Here is a 14,364-nt window from a genome sequence, read left to right as displayed (position 1 = left end):
GCCGAGCCACCGCCGATAATCCCGCGCAAGGAGCTCGAGCGGGACCCACGGCCGATGGCGATCTATCTGCACCTCTTCGGGCGGCCTCGCGTCGACGTGGATGGCGCCGCCGCGGACCTGCCGCTCGAACGCCGCCACCAGCTGCTCGCGTGGCTGGCGCTCAAGCGCGGCTGGGTGGCGCGCTCCGAAGCCGCCACGCTGCTGTGGCCCGACCAGCCCGCCAGGCTCGCGAACGCGAACCTGCGCAAGACGCTCTTCCGCCTGCAGTCGCAGCCGTGGGCGGCCGCCGTCGACGCGCAGGCGCACGCCTTGAATTTCACCGGCGGCAGCGACGTCGCCGACTTCGAGCAGGCGCTGCGCGACAAGCGACTGGCCGACGCCGCCCGCTTCGAGGCGCATCGCTTCCTCGAAGGCTACGACGAAGGCGGCGGCGACGCCTGGCCGGCGTGGCTTGCCTTCGAACGCGCCCGGCTCACGTCCGCATGGCGCGACGCGGCGCTCGAACTGCTGGCAAGCGAGATGGACGCCGCGGACGCCCTCGACCTCTCGGCCCGCATGCTCGCGGCCGACCCCTCCGACGAGGACGCCTTGCGTGCGCACATGGGCTGGCTCGCCAGCGGAGGCCAGGTGGCCGCGGCGCGGCGGGCTTTCCGCGATTTCGACGACCGGTTGCGGCAGGAATTCGGTGTCGCGGCGAGCGCCGAGCTCAGGGCGCTGCACGATTCGCTCGGCACGCCGCGCGTTCCGGAAGCAGCCCCTGCCCGAGCGCCCGAAGACGGGTTCGTCGGCCGATCGGCCGAGTTGCAAGCCGTCACCGCCGCTTTCGCGCCGGGCGCCGGCCGGCTCGCCAGCCTGGTCGGCCCCGGCGGTGCGGGCAAGACGCGCCTCGCGCGTCGTGTGATCGCCGAACTCGCCGGCAACTTCGAGCACGGCGCAGCCTTCGTCTCGCTGGAAGAAGTCACCCACCCGGCCGACGTGCCGGTCGCGCTCGTGCGCCAGCTCGACATGGGCACCGCGGGCGCCGAGCCGGCCGAGCAATTGAAAGCCTGGCTCGCCGAGCGCCGCATGCTGCTCGTGCTGGACAACTTCGAGCACCTCGCACCGGCCGCGCCGCTCGTGGGTGAGCTCCTCGCTGCTGCGCCCGGCCTCCACGTGCTGGTCACCTCGCGCATGCGCCTGGGCTTGCCGGGCGAGGCGCTCGTGGCCGTCCACGGCCTGCCCTGCCCGGACCCGGAAGACCGGGACCGGCTGGAGTCGTTCGACGCTGTGCGGCTGTTCGTGAGCGCGGCGCGCAGGGTGGACCCGGCGTTCGTTCCGAACGAGGTCGGATCCATCATCGAGATCTGCCGCCACGTGGACGGGCTGCCCCTCGCGCTGGAACTCGCTGCCGCGTGGACCCGCGTGCTGTCGTGCGAAGCCATCGCCGCCGAGCTTCGTGGCGGCACCGAGCTGCTGCGCGCCAGTGATGCTGCGCACCCGGCCCGGCACGCGAGCCTGGACCTCGTCTTCGAGCAATCGTGGGCGATGCTCGTCACCGCCGAACGCGAAGCGCTCGCGGCACTCACCGTTTTTCGGGGCGGCTTCGCGGCTGACGCGGCGCGCGGCGTGGCCGGGGTGTCGCTGCCCGTGCTCGCCGCCCTCGTCGACAAGTCGCTGCTGCGCAAGGACGGCCGCCGGCTGGTGATGCATCCGGTGGTGCATCAACTCGCCGCGCAGAAGCTCGAGCCTGCGCGCCGCGACACCGTGGAAGCCGCGCACGCGGCGTTCTACTGCGAGCTCGTCGCGCAACTGCGCAAGCCCACCGAGCTGGCCGAGCGCGAAGCCCTCGCCGCGCTCGACGCGGACTACGAGAACTGGACGACCGCGTGGTACCGGGCGGCGCACTCCGCGCAACTGATGCTGCTGGTCCGGGCCACGCCGACGCTGCGCGCCTATTCGGACCATCGCGGCAGCACGCGCGAAGTGTGCTCGCTGTTCGAGGATGCGCTCGGCGCCAACCCGGCGCCCGCCGAACCGCGGTTCGAACCCATCGTGCTGGGCGGCCTCGCGCACTGCCTGCAGCGGCTCGACCGCTTCGCGGAATCCATCGCCGCGGCGCACCGCGCCCTGCAGGCCAGCCGCAACGTCGCGGACCCGGAAGCGCGGCTGCGCTGCCTCAACACGCTCGGCGCCTGCAGCATGCGCCTGGCGAAGATGGGCGAGGCGCGGCGTTACTACCAGATGGCCCTGAAGCTCGCGCCTTCGGTGCCCAATCCGCGCTACGCCGCGGTGCTGATGCAGAACCTGGCGCAGATCGAGAAGCGGCAGGACCACGCGGCCGAAGCCTTGCGCCTGCTGCTCGGCGCGCTGGAGCGCTTTCGCGAGATCGGCGACCACGCGAGCCAGGCGCTTTGCCTGTACCAGCTGGGCTCCATGCAGTGCGACCTGGGCGACCTTTCGGCCGGCGTGCAGTCGCTGCGCTCCGCCCTCGCCCTGTGCGACAGCCACGGCCTGAACCGCACGCGCGGCTACGTGCTCACGGGCCTGGCCGACGCGGCTATCGAGATGGGCGACCTCGACGCGGCGCGCGACTACGCCACCCAGGGCCTCGAGCTCGCGCGGGCCTCGGGCGCGCGGCTGCTCGAATCCTGGATGCTGCTGCACCACGCGCGCCTGGCCGTCCGCGGGCAGGACATCGCCGCTGCGCGCGACGAATTGCGTACCGCGGTCGAACTCACGCTGCAGGTGGGCAGCCCCGTGGCGCAGGTGGCGGCCGTCATCTGCTTCGGCGAGGTACTGGCCGCCCAGGGTGTGAAGGATTGCGCAGCCCGCGTGCTGGAACTGGCGCGCGGGCAAGGCTCGGCGTCGCAGCAGGACCGCAAGCAGATCGATGCAATCCGCACCCGGTGGGCACTGCCTGCGCCCGGCCCCGTGCCCGCCATGACCCTGGCGGAACTCGGACACCGCATCGTCGGCGAGACGCCCCTAGCCCATGCGCCCCTCATCGCGGACCTGCGCGCCCAGCGTTGAGCCTTCGGTCTCGTGGACGCCGGGCGGCCTTCGTCCTACAACGCAATCAGACGCGACCTTCAAACGATGTGACTACTGCCGGGAACAATCGGAAACAGTCACACGACTCGTTACCAACTGGTGAAGTTTGTGCAGGGTTTTGCGTGAACTCGGTCACAAGGCCGTCTTGTGGATTTGGCATCATGAGCCAAACTTTGTCAGGGCAAAGCAGCAGGCGAATACAAAATGCGTTGGTTCAAACCCGTCAAGAACAGCATCTACGGCCTTCTCGGCAACCCGATGCCGCCGACCGAGTCTGTCCTCGAAGTCAACACCGAGGACATCCGCGAAGCGATGCTCGGCCTGCTGGGTGAATCCGCGCCGAGGTTTCCGCACGTCACGCGCCGCATCCGCTACGCGAACGACATCCAGGCCCTGTGGTACCTGCGCGGCGACCTTATGGGCGCCCTGGCCTCGCTGTACGGTGAATCCGAAGCCCGCCGCCGCATGGGCTCCGTCACGGACATGTTCGAAGGCCTGCTGCCCGGCGGCCTGAGCTCGCGGCCCAGCCCCTTGATGGGTTGACTGCCTAGTGGGCGTGGCCCCACACGACAAAAGCGTCACGGCCCTCCACGGCCAATTGCACCTTCGCACCCACGGGCAGCACCACCTTCGTCTGCACGTGCCCGAAAGGCAGCCCCGTGAACACGGGCGCCTTGATCTTCGAGCGCAGCCAATCGACCACCGTCTGCAGCCTGAACCCCTTGTCGTGCGGGTACGGCTTGTAGTTGGTGAAATGGCCCAGCAGCACCGCCTTCTGCTTCTCGAGCACGCCTGAATAGAGCAGCTGCGTGAGCATGCGCTCGATGCGGTAGGGGTGCTCGTGCACGTCCTCGAGGAAGAGGATGCCGCCCTTGACCTTGGGCATCCACGGCGTGCCCGCGAGCGCCGCCATGATGGCCAGGTTGCCGCCCCACAGCAGGCCCTTGGCCTGGAACGGCTCGGTTTGCGCCTCGGCGCGGGGCAGTTGCCAGCCCGTGCCCTCGCCCTGCTCCGTGATGAGGTCGTCGAAGCAGGCGGCCATGATGTCGTCCGGCTCGCCTTCGACGCCGAAGTCCTCGCCGACCGCGGGGCCGGACCAGGTCACCGCGCCGGTCTCGGCCAGCACGGCGTTCTGCAGGGCCGTGAAGTCGCTCAAGCCGACGAAGGCGGTGCCGCGCTTCGCGGCCTTCGCGATGGCCTTGTACGGCAGCTGCGGCAGCAAGCGCGTCAGCCCATAGCCGCCGCGCGTGATGATCGCGACGTCCGCGCCGCTGTCGGCCGCGCGCTGCACGGCCGCGAGCCGCGTCGCGTCGTCACCCGCGAAACGCATGTGGACCGCGAAAGCGGCCGGGTCGACCTCGACGTCGTGGCCCATGGCCTTCAGGCGCGCGATGCCGCGGCGCACCGCGGCCTTGTCGCGCACGGCGCTCGAAGGCGAGTAGATGTAGATGCTTTTCGTCACGGGCGGAAGTATCCCACCGCGGCACGCGCGATAGGCTCGCCATGCTCCTGCACGAAGTGGCCGCCCTGCTCGATGAGCATCGGCTCGGGGCAGCCGCGGATCACCGAGCGCAGAGCCTGCATCGCGGGGGGGCCGAGCACGGGGTCCTGCACGCCGACGGCCATCATCGCCTGGCCGGTCCACTGCTCGCGCCAGAAGTCGCGAGCCTTGCGCGAAGTGGCGGCGCCATCCGCATCCGGGGAGTCCGGCACCATCGGCGGGAACATGCGCAACGCCGCACGATGGCCGCGGTCCGGGAAAGGTGCGTTGTACGCGGCGCACTCCTCGGCGCTCATGTGCGGGTTGCCGCGTGCGAAGAGGCGGGCCACGTCGAACTCCGGGTTCTTCGCGCACATCTCGCGCCACGCGAGGAAGCCGGGCGTGAGCGGCGCGTCGCCCGTGCCGAGCGCGGTGTTCATCACCAGCAGGCCGCGGTAGCGCTGCGGCGCCTCCATGGGCAGCGTCAGTCCGAGCAGGCCACCCCAGTCCTGCACGACGAGCACGATGTTTTGCAGGTCCAGGCGTTCGACGAACTCCAGCAGCACCTGCCGGTGCCAGCTGAACGAATGCGCGGCGTCCTTCTTGGGCTTGTCGCTCTTGCCGAAGCCGATCAGGTCCGGCGCGACGACGCGCTCGCCGTTCTCGAGGAACACCGGGATCATCCGGCGATAGAGGTAGCTCCACGACGGGTTGCCGTGCAGGCACAGCCACGTGCGCGGCGCATCGCGCGGGCCTTCGTCGAGGTAGTGCATGCGCAGGCCGGCCAGCGACGGCAGGTCCGCGATGTAGTTGGGCGCCCACGGATAGCCCGGAAGGTCGCGGAAGCGCTCTTCGGGCGTGCGCAGCGCGTCGTCGCGCAGGGGGGTGGCGGCCATGCGGCTCTCCTGGCGGCGCGTGCGGAAAAAGCCGGCCAGCAGCTCGCCGCATTCGGCCGCCAGCACCCCGCCTTCGACACTCGTCTGGTGATTGAGCTGCCGCGAGGCGAACACGTCGATCACCGAGCCCGCGGCGCCGGTCTTCGGATCCGCAGCGCCATAGACGACGCGCGAAAGCCGCGAATGCAGCATCGCGCCACTGCACATGGCGCACGGCTCCAGCGTCACGAAAAGCTCGCAGTCGTCGAGGCGGTAATTGCCTAGCGCCCGGGCCGCTTCGCGCAGCGCGACGATCTCGGCATGCGCGGTCGGGTCGTGCGAGGCGACCGGCCGGTTCGCGCCGCGCGCGATGACCTCGCCGCCGCGCACCACGACGGCGCCCACCGGCACTTCGCCCCGGGCGCCCGCGCCGCGCGCCTCCTCGAGGGCGAGGCGCATGTAGACGTCGTCAGTCACAGGCTTACTTCGGCTCGTCCGGCATCGGCCGGGGCGGCACCACAGCGGCGTCGACCGCCTGCTTGAATTGCTGGACCTGCTCCTTCGGCGTGGCCGGGGGCGCACCGGCTGCCGCACCGGGCGCAGCCGGCGGCGCCGGCAACGACGACATCTGCTTCTTCGCCAGCACGCCCACGATGGCGAGCACCACCAGCAGGCTCAACACGCCGAAAACCGCTTTCATGTCACCACCTTCATCCCGAGGCGCTCCATCCAGCCGGCCAGTGCGCGCTCGTCCTCGTTGCCGTGCGCGTAGCCGGCATGCAGTTTCGCATGCGATTCGGGCCGGTGCTGGTTCAGCTTGAGCTTGCAGGCCCAGTCGGCGACTTCCAGCTCGAAGCCCACGATGCCGGCCAGCATCTTGTGCGCGAACTCCTCGCCCAGGCTGCGCCACTGCTCGGCGTAGGCGGGTTCGTGGTCGCCGATCAGCTTCTTGAGCAGCCGGTCTTTCGCGAGCGGGTCTTCCACGAGCCGAGCCTGCACCGTGCAGTGGACGACGAGGTAGTTCCAGCTGGGCACGCGCTGCCTGTCGTCGTAGATCTTCGGCGACTGGTAGGCGTGCGGCCCGTTGAAGAGGACGAGCGCCTTCGGCCGCTGCTGCAGGTAGCGCCAGTGCGGGTTGGGCTTGGCGCAGTGGCCGAGCAGCACGAAGCCGGCGCCCCGCTCTTCCAGGTGCAGCGGCAGGTGCGTGACGTACGGGAAGCCCTCGTCGTCGTTGGACACGAGCGTGGCGAACGGATAGCGGCGGACGATCTCCGCGGCGATGGCGCGGTCGGTCGACTTGAATTGCGGCGGCTGGTACATGCGGGCGGTTCTCCTCGGCTGCCAATGTAGCGGCGGCCGCGCAAGCTATCGGTGCGGATTCCTCATCACTGCGATGCGGGGCCGGCGACCTCGAAGGAAAGCGTCGGCGCCGTGAAGTCGTCGAAACCTGCGCCGAGCGCGATGTCGCCGGTGCCGCTCAGGACGCAGTCGTTTCGCCGCAGCGCGACTTCGGTGCCCCCCGCGCCGAGGCGCACCCAGGTTCCGTAGCTGCTCAAATCGGTGAGCGTGAAATGGCCACCGCGCCAGTCGATGCGGGCATGCAGCCGCGACACGCGCTGGTCCGCCACCACGAATTCGGCCTCGTCGACCCGGCCGATGTGCACGGGCATGCGCGAGGAATCGAACTCCTGTCGCACGTCGAGCCACGCGAGCTTCAGCACAGCCCCCGTCGCGGCCGCCGGCGCGCGCGGCTTGATCATGGCGAGGTTGCCCGGCACCGTGAGGTGGCGCGTCTGCGTGTCTTCCATCCACTCCACGCGGTAGATGATGGGCGTGTCGGCCTTGCCGCGGATCGGCACGTTGCCCAGGCTGATGAAGCGGGTGCCGGGCGGTGGCTCGAGGTCCCGGACGGTGGACTCGGTGGCCCAGATCTGCTCGGCGCCCGACAAGTCGGAAAGCCGCGCCGCGACGTTGACGGCATCGCCGAAGCAATCGCCCTCCACCTCCACGATTTCGCCCGTAGCCACGCCGATCTGCAGCTCCATGCGGGCGTGCGGCGGCCACATCGTGAGGCGCTTGTGGTGGTGGCGCTGGAGTTCGATCGCCGCGCGCACGCCCTGCGCCGGCTGCGGGAAGACGACCAGCACACCGTCGCCGAGCGTCTTGACCACGCGGCCACCGCAAGCCTGGCAGACCTTGCTGATCCAGTCCGTGATCTTGGTGACCAGCTTCGTCGCGCGTTCGTTGCCCATGGCCTCGAACACGCTGGTGCTGCCGGTCAGGTCGGCAAAGAGGACGGTCCCTTCCATCCCCCCATTTTGCACATCGCCGGGATCACTCCCACTCGATGGTTGCGGGGGGCTTGCTGCTCACGTCATACGTGACGCGGTTGATGCCGCGCACCTCGTTGATGATGCGGCTGGAGACCTTCTTGAGCAGCGCATACGGCAGCTCGGCCCAGTCGGCGGTCATGAAGTCGCTGGTCTGCACCGCGCGCAGGGCCACGACGTAGTCGTAGGTGCGGCCGTCGCCCATCACGCCGACGCTCTTGACCGGCAGGAAGACGGTGAAGGCCTGGCTCGTGAGGTCGTACCAGCTCTTGCCGGTGGCCTCGTCGCGGAAATTGCGCAGCTCCTGGATGAAGATGTCGTCGGCGCGGCGCAGCAGGTCGGCGTATTCGCGCTTCACTTCACCGAGGATTCGCACGCCGAGGCCCGGGCCCGGGAAGGGATGGCGGTACACCATCTCCGGCGGCAGGCCGAGGGCCACGCCCAGTTCGCGCACTTCGTCCTTGAACAGGTCGCGCAGCGGCTCCAGCAGCTTCAGGCCCAGCTGCTCGGGCAGGCCGCCCACGTTGTGGTGGCTCTTGATCGTGACGGCCTTCTTGCTCTTGGCGCCGCCCGACTCGATGACGTCGGGGTAGATCGTGCCCTGCGCCAGCCACGCCACGGTGCGCGAATGCGTTTCCTTGACCTTCGCGGCCTCGGCCTTGAACACGTCGACGAAGAGGCCGCCGATGATCTTGCGCTTGGCCTCCGGGTCGCTCACGCCAGCGAGCTTGCCCAGGAACAGGTCGCTCGCGTCGACGCGCACCACCTTCGCGTGCAGCTTGCCCGCGAACATGTCCATCACCATGTCGCCCTCGTTCAGGCGCAGCAGGCCATGGTCCACGAACACGCAGGTGAGCTGGTCGCCGATCGCGCGGTGGATCAGGGCCGCAGCCACGGAGGAATCGACGCCGCCGGACAGGCCCAGGATCACTTCCTCGCCGCCCACCTGCTTTCGAATGGCCTCCACCGCCTCGGCGATGTGGTCGCGCATCACCCAGTCCGGCTGCGCCTTGCAGATGCCCAGCACGAAGCGCTCGAGGATCGCGCGCCCCTGCACCGTGTGCGTGACCTCGGCATGGAACTGGATCGCGTAGAACTTGCGCGCCTCGTCGGCCATGCCCGCGATCGGGCAGCTCTCGGTGGACGCCATCAGCTTGAAGCCGGGCGGCATCTCCACGACCTTGTCGCCGTGCGACATCCACACGTTGAGCATGCCGTGGCCCTCGGGCGTGGCGTAGTCCTGGATGTCGCGCAGCAGTTCGGTGTGGCCCCGCGCGCGCACGGCCGCGAAGCCGAACTCGCGCTTGTGCCCGCCCTCCACCTTGCCGCCCAGCTGGTGCGCCATGGTCTGCATGCCGTAGCAGATACCCAGCACCGGCACGCCCAGCTCGAACACCGCCTGCGGCGCCTTGTCGGTGGTCTCCTCGTACACGCTCGCGTGGCTGCCCGAGAGGATGACGCCCTTCAGCTTGCCGTCGGCCGCGTAGGCACGCACCCAGTCGTCGGTGACGTCGCACGGGTGCACTTCGGAATAGACATGCGCTTCGCGCACGCGGCGGGCGATCAGCTGCGTGACCTGCGAGCCGAAGTCGAGGATGAGGATCTTGTCGTGTTGCATGTCGGGGTCAGAAACTCAGGCAGACGATGCCGCAGGTGCGTGCGGCGGCGACCAGCTTGTCGTCGCGCGACGCGAGCTGGCCGTTGAGACGAAGGACCAGCTCCAGGTAGGTGGCGTCATAGTAGGTGAGCTGGTGGGTCTGGGCGAGCCGCATGATCTGCGACTGCCGGTGCAGGTCCGGAGCCGGGTCGAACTGCATCTGCACGAGCGCCAGCGTCTGCAACGCGAGTTCGGGCGCGCCGGCCGCGATGCGTTGGCGGCGCTGCGCCTGCAGCAGCATGTTGCCCATCTCCCATTGCCAGAGCGTGGGTGCACTGAAGCCGGAGTCGTCCAGGCACGCGTGCGCAAAAAGCTGCTTGGCCGCGTCGTTGGCCTCGTCGGGGATTACCCAGGCCGCCGCCGCCGAAGCGTCGATCACGGTCGCCTTGACCATTACTTGCGCCCGGCGTCCCGCAGGCTCTTCCAGTCGCTGTAGCCGTCGACGGCCGGCTGGACCTTGGCACTTCTCTGGTACGCCTCGAGCTGCTCGATGGCTTCACGGCGCCGCCGCTCGCGCTCGGCCTCCGAAGGCGCAGCCTCGGTTTCCTTCACGATCCGGGCGATCTTCTTGCCGTGGCGGGTGATGACGATCTCCTCGCCGTCTTCCACCGCCTGCAGCAGCGCGGAAAACCGGTCTTTCGCCTGGTGGACGGGTACGGTCTGCATGGTGGATCTGGCCAGAAATGAAAAAGTTGGCCTATCTTAGCAAGACGGGCCAACTTCTGCAAATATGGCCAGAATTTCAGTCCGCGCGGTAGTTCGGCGCTTCCTTGGTGATCTGCACGTCGTGCACGTGGCTCTCGCGCATGCCGGCCGATGTGATCTCCACGAATTCCGCCTTGCTGCGCAGCTCGTCGATGCTCGCGCAGCCGCAATACCCCATGGACGCCCGCACGCCGCCGGCCAGCTGGTAGACGATGGCGACCATCGAGCCCTTGTACGGCACGCGGCCCTCGATGCCTTCGGGCACGAGCTTGTCCGCGTTGGGGTTCGTCGTGGTCGCTTCCTGGAAGTACCGGTCCGCGCTGCCCTGCTGCATGGCGCCGATGGACCCCATGCCGCGATAGCTCTTGTAGCTGCGGCCCTGGTACAGCACGATCTCGCCGGGCGCCTCTTCGGTGCCGGCGAACATGCCGCCCATCATCACGCAGTTGGCGCCGGCCGCGATCGCCTTGGCGATGTCGCCCGAGTAGCGGATGCCGCCGTCGGCAATGAGCGGAACGCCGGTGCCGTGCAGCGCCGTGGCCACGTTGTCGATGGCCGTGATCTGCGGCACGCCCACACCCGCGACGATGCGCGTCGTGCAGATGGAGCCGGGCCCGATGCCCACCTTCACCGCGTCCGCGCCGGCTTCCACCAGCGCGCGAGCCGCGGCGCCGGTGGCGATGTTGCCGCCGATCACTTCCACGTCGGGGTAGTTGCGCTTGACCCAGCGCACGCGCTCGATGACGCCATGGCTGTGGCCGTGCGCCGTGTCGACGACGATCGCGTCCACGCCCGCCTTTACCAGCGCCTCGACTCGCTCCTCGGTACCTTCGCCCACGCCCACCGCCGCGCCGACGCGCAGCCGGCCGGACGCGTCACGCGCGGCATTCGGGAAGCTCGTCTGCTTCGTGATGTCCTTGACGGTGATGAGGCCCTTGAGCTCGAAGCGGTCGTTGACCACGAGCACACGCTCGAGCTTGTGCTTGTTCAGGAGCTGCTTGGCCTCCTCGAGGCTGGTGCCCTCGCGCACCGTCACCAGCTTCTCGCGCGGCGTCATGATCTGCGCCACCGGCACGTCGTAGCGCGTCTCGAAGCGCAGGTCGCGCCCGGTCACGATGCCCACCACCTTGCCGCCGTCCACCACCGGGAAGCCCGAGATGCCCAGCTGCTCCGACAGGTCGCTGACCTGCCGCACGGTGTGCGTGGGCGTGATCACCACCGGGTCGCGCAGCACGCCCGACTCGTAGCGCTTGACGCGCGAGACTTCGGCGGCCTGCTGCTTGGGCGTGAGGTTCTTGTGGATGATGCCGATGCCGCCCTCCTGCGCGATGGCGATCGCCAGGCGCGCCTCGGTGACCGTGTCCATGGCGGCGGACACGAGCGGCAGGTTCAGGGTGATGTTGCGCGAGAGGCGGGTGGCGAGGGACGTGTCCTTGGGCAGGACCTGGGAGAACGCCGGCACCAGCAACACGTCGTCGAAGGTGAGCGCTTTTCCTAAAAGGCGCATGTCAGGGCTCCAAAAAATGGATTGTACCCGTGGGGTAAATCACGCTTCGGCAAGGGGCCAAATGCTGAGGCGTGATCTACACTCGCACGATGAACGCGCGCAGCACCCTCGCCCTCGTCGCCGCCTGCCTGCTCCCGCTGGTAGCCGCGGCGCAGTACCAGTGGATCGACAAGGACGGCCGCAAGGTGTTCAGCGACCGGCCGCCGCCGTCGGACGTGCCCGCGAACAAGATCCTCAAGCAGCCCAAGGGCGGCCCGGTCGCGGCCGAGGCGCCTGCCGCCGCGGCCGCTGCAGCGGGCGGTGCCAGTGCCCCCGCGGCCGCCGGCAGCGCCCCCAAGCTCGCCGGCAAGGACAAGGCCCTGGAGGACAAGAAGAAGCAGCAGGAAAGCGCCGAGGCCGCCAAGAAGAAGGCCGAGGAAGAAAAGCTCGCGCAGATGAAGGCCGAGAACTGCACGCGCGCCAAGGAGTCGAAGGCCGCGTTCGATTCGGGCACGCGCATCACCAAGTTCAACGAGAAGGGCGAGCGCTACACGCTGGACGACCAGCAGCGCGCCGCCGAGGCCGAGCGCATCAACAAGCTCATCGCGAGCGACTGCAAGCAGGACCGCCAGTAATCCTCGGCAGTCGTCAGTAGCCCGGCTTGCCGCCCGGCCTGCGCTTGGAGAACAGCCCCGCGGCCCGCGCGCCCTGCTTCGTGAACCGCTCGCGCCGCGCGACCTTCGGGTCCACGCGCAGCGGCCTGTAGACCTCCACCCTGTCCCCTTCGCGCAGCGGCTGGTTCCATGCGGCCTTGCGGCCCCAGACGCCGAGTAGCGCGTCGTCCGGCTCGAAATCGGGCAGCTGGTCCGGCAAGCCGCTGGCCATCACGGCCTGCCCCAGCGTCGCGCCTTCGGGCAGCGCCACGGGCCACTCCAGCACCTCGCGGGGCCCGGGCGACCACATCACGACGACCTTCATCCGTAGACGTGCTCGGCACGCTTGACGAAGGCGTCGACCAGGTTGCCGGCGATCTTGTCGAACACGGGGCCCACAAGAGCGGCGAGCGCGGCGTTCTTGAAGCTGTAGTGCAGCTCCAGCTCCACCTTGCAGGCCCGCTGGCCCGGCGTGCCCAGCGGCGTGAAGTCCCACTGGCCTTCCAGCACCTGGAAGGGCCCGTCGACCAGCTTCATCTTCACCTGCCGGCCGGGCACGTGCGTGTTGTGCGTGGTGAAGGTCTGGTGGATGCCGGAGAAGGCGATGCCGATCTCCGCCTTCATGCGGTCGGGCTGCAACTGGAGCACGGAGCCGTGGTCGCACCACGGCAGGAATTCGGGGTACTTCGCCACATCGGTCACGAGCGCGAACATCTCCTGCGCGCTGTACCAGATAAGGACGGACTTGTGAACGTTCTTCATCGGCGACAATCGATTGTAGAGAACCCCATGGCCCAGAAGAAAGAAACGCCCTCCCGCATCGCCGAAAACAAGAAGGCCTCGTTCAACTACTTCTTCGAGGAGAAGTACGAAGCGGGGGTCGTGCTCGAAGGCTGGGAAGTCAAGGCGCTGCGCGAAGGCAAGGTGCAGCTCACCGACGGCTACGTCGTCATCAAGGACGGCGAGATGTTCATGATCGGGCTGCAGATCAACCCGCTGCGCACGACGTCCACGCACGTGCGTGCCGATGCCACGCGCACGAAGAAGCTGCTGCTGCACAAGGAGGAGATCAAGCGCCTCGTGGGCAAGGTGGAGCAGAAGGGCTACACGCTCGTGCCGCTGAACCTGCACTGGAAGAACGGGCGCGTGAAGTGCGACATCGCCCTGGCCAAGGGCAAGGCGGAGCACGACAAGCGGGACACGATCAAGGATCGCGAAGGCAAGCGGGAAGTGGAGCGCGCGATGAAGCAGCGCAATCGTTAAGCCGCGCGCTGCTTCCAGCCGACCAATTCGTTCGCCACCAGCGCGCCAATCACGAGTGCGCCGCCCACCAGCACGGTCTGGCTCGGCACTTCATCGGCGCCCAGCCACGCGAGCACGATCCCGAAGATCACCTCCAGCAGCGCGAGAAGCGCGATCTCCGGTGCCTTCAGCACGCGCGCGCAGGCCACCGCCAGGCAGCACGGGATCGCGAGCTGCACGAGCCCGAGCAACGCCAGCAGGCCGACATCGTGCATCGTCGCGCGCAGCGGCATCGCGAGTGGCAGCGTCACGATCGAGGAGATGACCGCACCCACCAGCACGGCGGGCACGAGGTCGACGTCCTGGCCCTGCGAATGGGAGCGCTGCGTGACCGTCCAGTTCACCGCACCCGCAACGGGTACGCATAGCGCCACCAGCGTGCCGGCAAGCCCGCCCGCCTCCAGCTGCGTGCCGTACATGTAGGCAATGCCCGCACCCGCGACCAGGATGGCGACCCACGTGCGCCCCGGTATCCGATGCCCGATGAACACGCGCGCGAGGATCGCCGTGAAGAACGGCCCGAGCGACATCGTCACCAGCACGTTGGCCACGCTCGTGAGCGTGAGCGCCACCATGAAGGCTGTGAACATCACGCTCCAGCACACTCCGGAAACCCACAGCGCCAACGGGCCGCGGCGGATCTTCACGAACACCTCTCGCCCCTGCAGGAACGGCAGGATGACCAGCAGCGAAACCATGGTGAAGAAGCTGCGCCAGAACGTCACCTCGAAGCTGCGCGCGTGCTCCAGCTGGCGCGTGATGACGCCGGCGATGGACCACATGAGGGTGACCGCGACCATCAGGAAGACGGCGCGGGTGTGGGTGAGTTTCACTGTTGTTCTGGTT

The 14,364-nt window shown here is 68.7% G+C and carries 16 protein-coding genes; 4 read left to right on the top strand and 12 right to left on the bottom strand.

The genetic code is table 11. The features are described from left to right. Positions 1 to 54: 54 nt before the first annotated feature. Together H8R02_RS07945 and H8R02_RS07940 are read left to right on the top strand one after the other, a co-directional pair. On the top strand, positions 55 to 3,009 hold the full coding sequence (locus H8R02_RS07945; RefSeq protein WP_187080849.1) for an ATP-binding protein: 2,955 nt from the start codon (positions 55 to 57) through the stop codon (positions 3,007 to 3,009). Between the two features lie 225 nt (positions 3,010 to 3,234). Beyond that, positions 3,235 to 3,573, top strand: a complete 339-nt coding sequence (locus tag H8R02_RS07940; protein ID WP_187080848.1) for a hypothetical protein — start codon at positions 3,235 to 3,237, stop codon at positions 3,571 to 3,573. Between the two features lie 4 nt (positions 3,574 to 3,577). Here H8R02_RS07940 and H8R02_RS07935 read toward each other — a convergent pair whose 3' ends face one another. The 9 genes from H8R02_RS07935 to guaB form a co-directional block, all read right to left on the bottom strand. Next, positions 3,578 to 4,492 (bottom strand): LD-carboxypeptidase, encoded by a 915-nt coding sequence (locus H8R02_RS07935; RefSeq protein ID WP_187080847.1) that lies wholly within the window; start codon positions 4,490 to 4,492, stop codon positions 3,578 to 3,580. Then, positions 4,489 to 5,862: a tRNA adenosine(34) deaminase TadA gene (gene tadA / locus H8R02_RS07930; RefSeq protein ID WP_187080846.1), complete on the bottom strand. Its 1,374-nt coding sequence runs from the start codon at positions 5,860 to 5,862 to the stop codon at positions 4,489 to 4,491. The genes H8R02_RS07935 and tadA overlap by 4 nt, the downstream gene beginning before the upstream one ends. 4 nt (positions 5,863 to 5,866) lie before the next feature. Next, positions 5,867 to 6,085, bottom strand: coding sequence for a hypothetical protein (locus H8R02_RS07925; protein ID WP_187080845.1), 219 nt, complete (start codon positions 6,083 to 6,085; stop codon positions 5,867 to 5,869). After that, positions 6,082 to 6,705: an FMN-binding negative transcriptional regulator gene (locus H8R02_RS07920; RefSeq protein WP_187080844.1), complete on the bottom strand. Its 624-nt coding sequence runs from the start codon at positions 6,703 to 6,705 to the stop codon at positions 6,082 to 6,084. Before H8R02_RS07920 ends, H8R02_RS07925 begins: the two co-directional genes overlap by 4 nt. A gap of 65 nt (positions 6,706 to 6,770) precedes the next feature. Further along, positions 6,771 to 7,694 (bottom strand): adenylate/guanylate cyclase domain-containing protein, encoded by a 924-nt coding sequence (locus H8R02_RS07915; protein ID WP_187080843.1) that lies wholly within the window; start codon positions 7,692 to 7,694, stop codon positions 6,771 to 6,773. A gap of 25 nt (positions 7,695 to 7,719) precedes the next feature. Further along, positions 7,720 to 9,333 (bottom strand): glutamine-hydrolyzing GMP synthase, encoded by a 1,614-nt coding sequence (gene guaA / locus H8R02_RS07910; protein WP_187080842.1) that lies wholly within the window; start codon positions 9,331 to 9,333, stop codon positions 7,720 to 7,722. Positions 9,334 to 9,340: 7 nt separating this feature from the next. Next, positions 9,341 to 9,766: a type II toxin-antitoxin system VapC family toxin gene (locus tag H8R02_RS07905; protein WP_187080841.1), complete on the bottom strand. Its 426-nt coding sequence runs from the start codon at positions 9,764 to 9,766 to the stop codon at positions 9,341 to 9,343. Next, positions 9,766 to 10,038 carry a type II toxin-antitoxin system Phd/YefM family antitoxin gene (locus H8R02_RS07900; protein ID WP_187080840.1) on the bottom strand — a complete coding sequence of 91 codons (273 nt, stop codon included), beginning with the start codon at positions 10,036 to 10,038 and terminating at the stop codon, positions 9,766 to 9,768. Before H8R02_RS07900 ends, H8R02_RS07905 begins: the two co-directional genes overlap by 1 nt. Positions 10,039 to 10,114: 76 nt before the next feature. Further along, a complete protein-coding gene (gene guaB, locus H8R02_RS07895) occupies positions 10,115 to 11,584 on the bottom strand; it encodes an IMP dehydrogenase (protein WP_187080839.1) in 1,470 nt (489 codons plus the stop codon). A gap of 89 nt (positions 11,585 to 11,673) precedes the next feature. Between guaB and H8R02_RS07890 the strand changes: the two genes are divergently transcribed. Beyond that, entirely contained in the window at positions 11,674 to 12,198 is a 525-nt protein-coding gene (locus H8R02_RS07890) for a DUF4124 domain-containing protein (RefSeq protein WP_187080838.1), read from the top strand. Positions 12,199 to 12,211: 13 nt separating this feature from the next. On the opposite strand, the gene H8R02_RS07885 is transcribed toward H8R02_RS07890, so the two are convergent. Then, on the bottom strand, positions 12,212 to 12,541 hold the full coding sequence (locus tag H8R02_RS07885; protein ID WP_187080837.1) for an RnfH family protein: 330 nt from the start codon (positions 12,539 to 12,541) through the stop codon (positions 12,212 to 12,214). Continuing rightward, entirely contained in the window at positions 12,538 to 12,978 is a 441-nt protein-coding gene (locus H8R02_RS07880; protein WP_187080836.1) for a type II toxin-antitoxin system RatA family toxin, read from the bottom strand. The genes H8R02_RS07885 and H8R02_RS07880 overlap by 4 nt, the downstream gene beginning before the upstream one ends. Before the next feature lie 27 nt (positions 12,979 to 13,005). On the opposite strand from H8R02_RS07880, the gene smpB reads away from it, so the two are divergent. After that, positions 13,006 to 13,479: an SsrA-binding protein SmpB gene (smpB, locus tag H8R02_RS07875; protein WP_187080835.1), complete on the top strand. Its 474-nt coding sequence runs from the start codon at positions 13,006 to 13,008 to the stop codon at positions 13,477 to 13,479. Here smpB and H8R02_RS07870 read toward each other — a convergent pair. After that, on the bottom strand, positions 13,476 to 14,351 hold the full coding sequence (locus H8R02_RS07870) for a DMT family transporter (protein WP_354004882.1): 876 nt from the start codon (positions 14,349 to 14,351) through the stop codon (positions 13,476 to 13,478). The two genes, smpB and H8R02_RS07870, sit on opposite strands and share 4 nt — an antisense overlap. Between the last annotated feature and the right edge of the window lie 13 nt (positions 14,352 to 14,364).

The sequence above is a fragment of the Ramlibacter albus genome, from assembly GCF_014297445.1.
Classification (GTDB): domain Bacteria; phylum Pseudomonadota; class Gammaproteobacteria; order Burkholderiales; family Burkholderiaceae_C; genus Ramlibacter; species Ramlibacter albus.
This window is presented reverse-complemented; position numbering and strand designations above follow the sequence as displayed.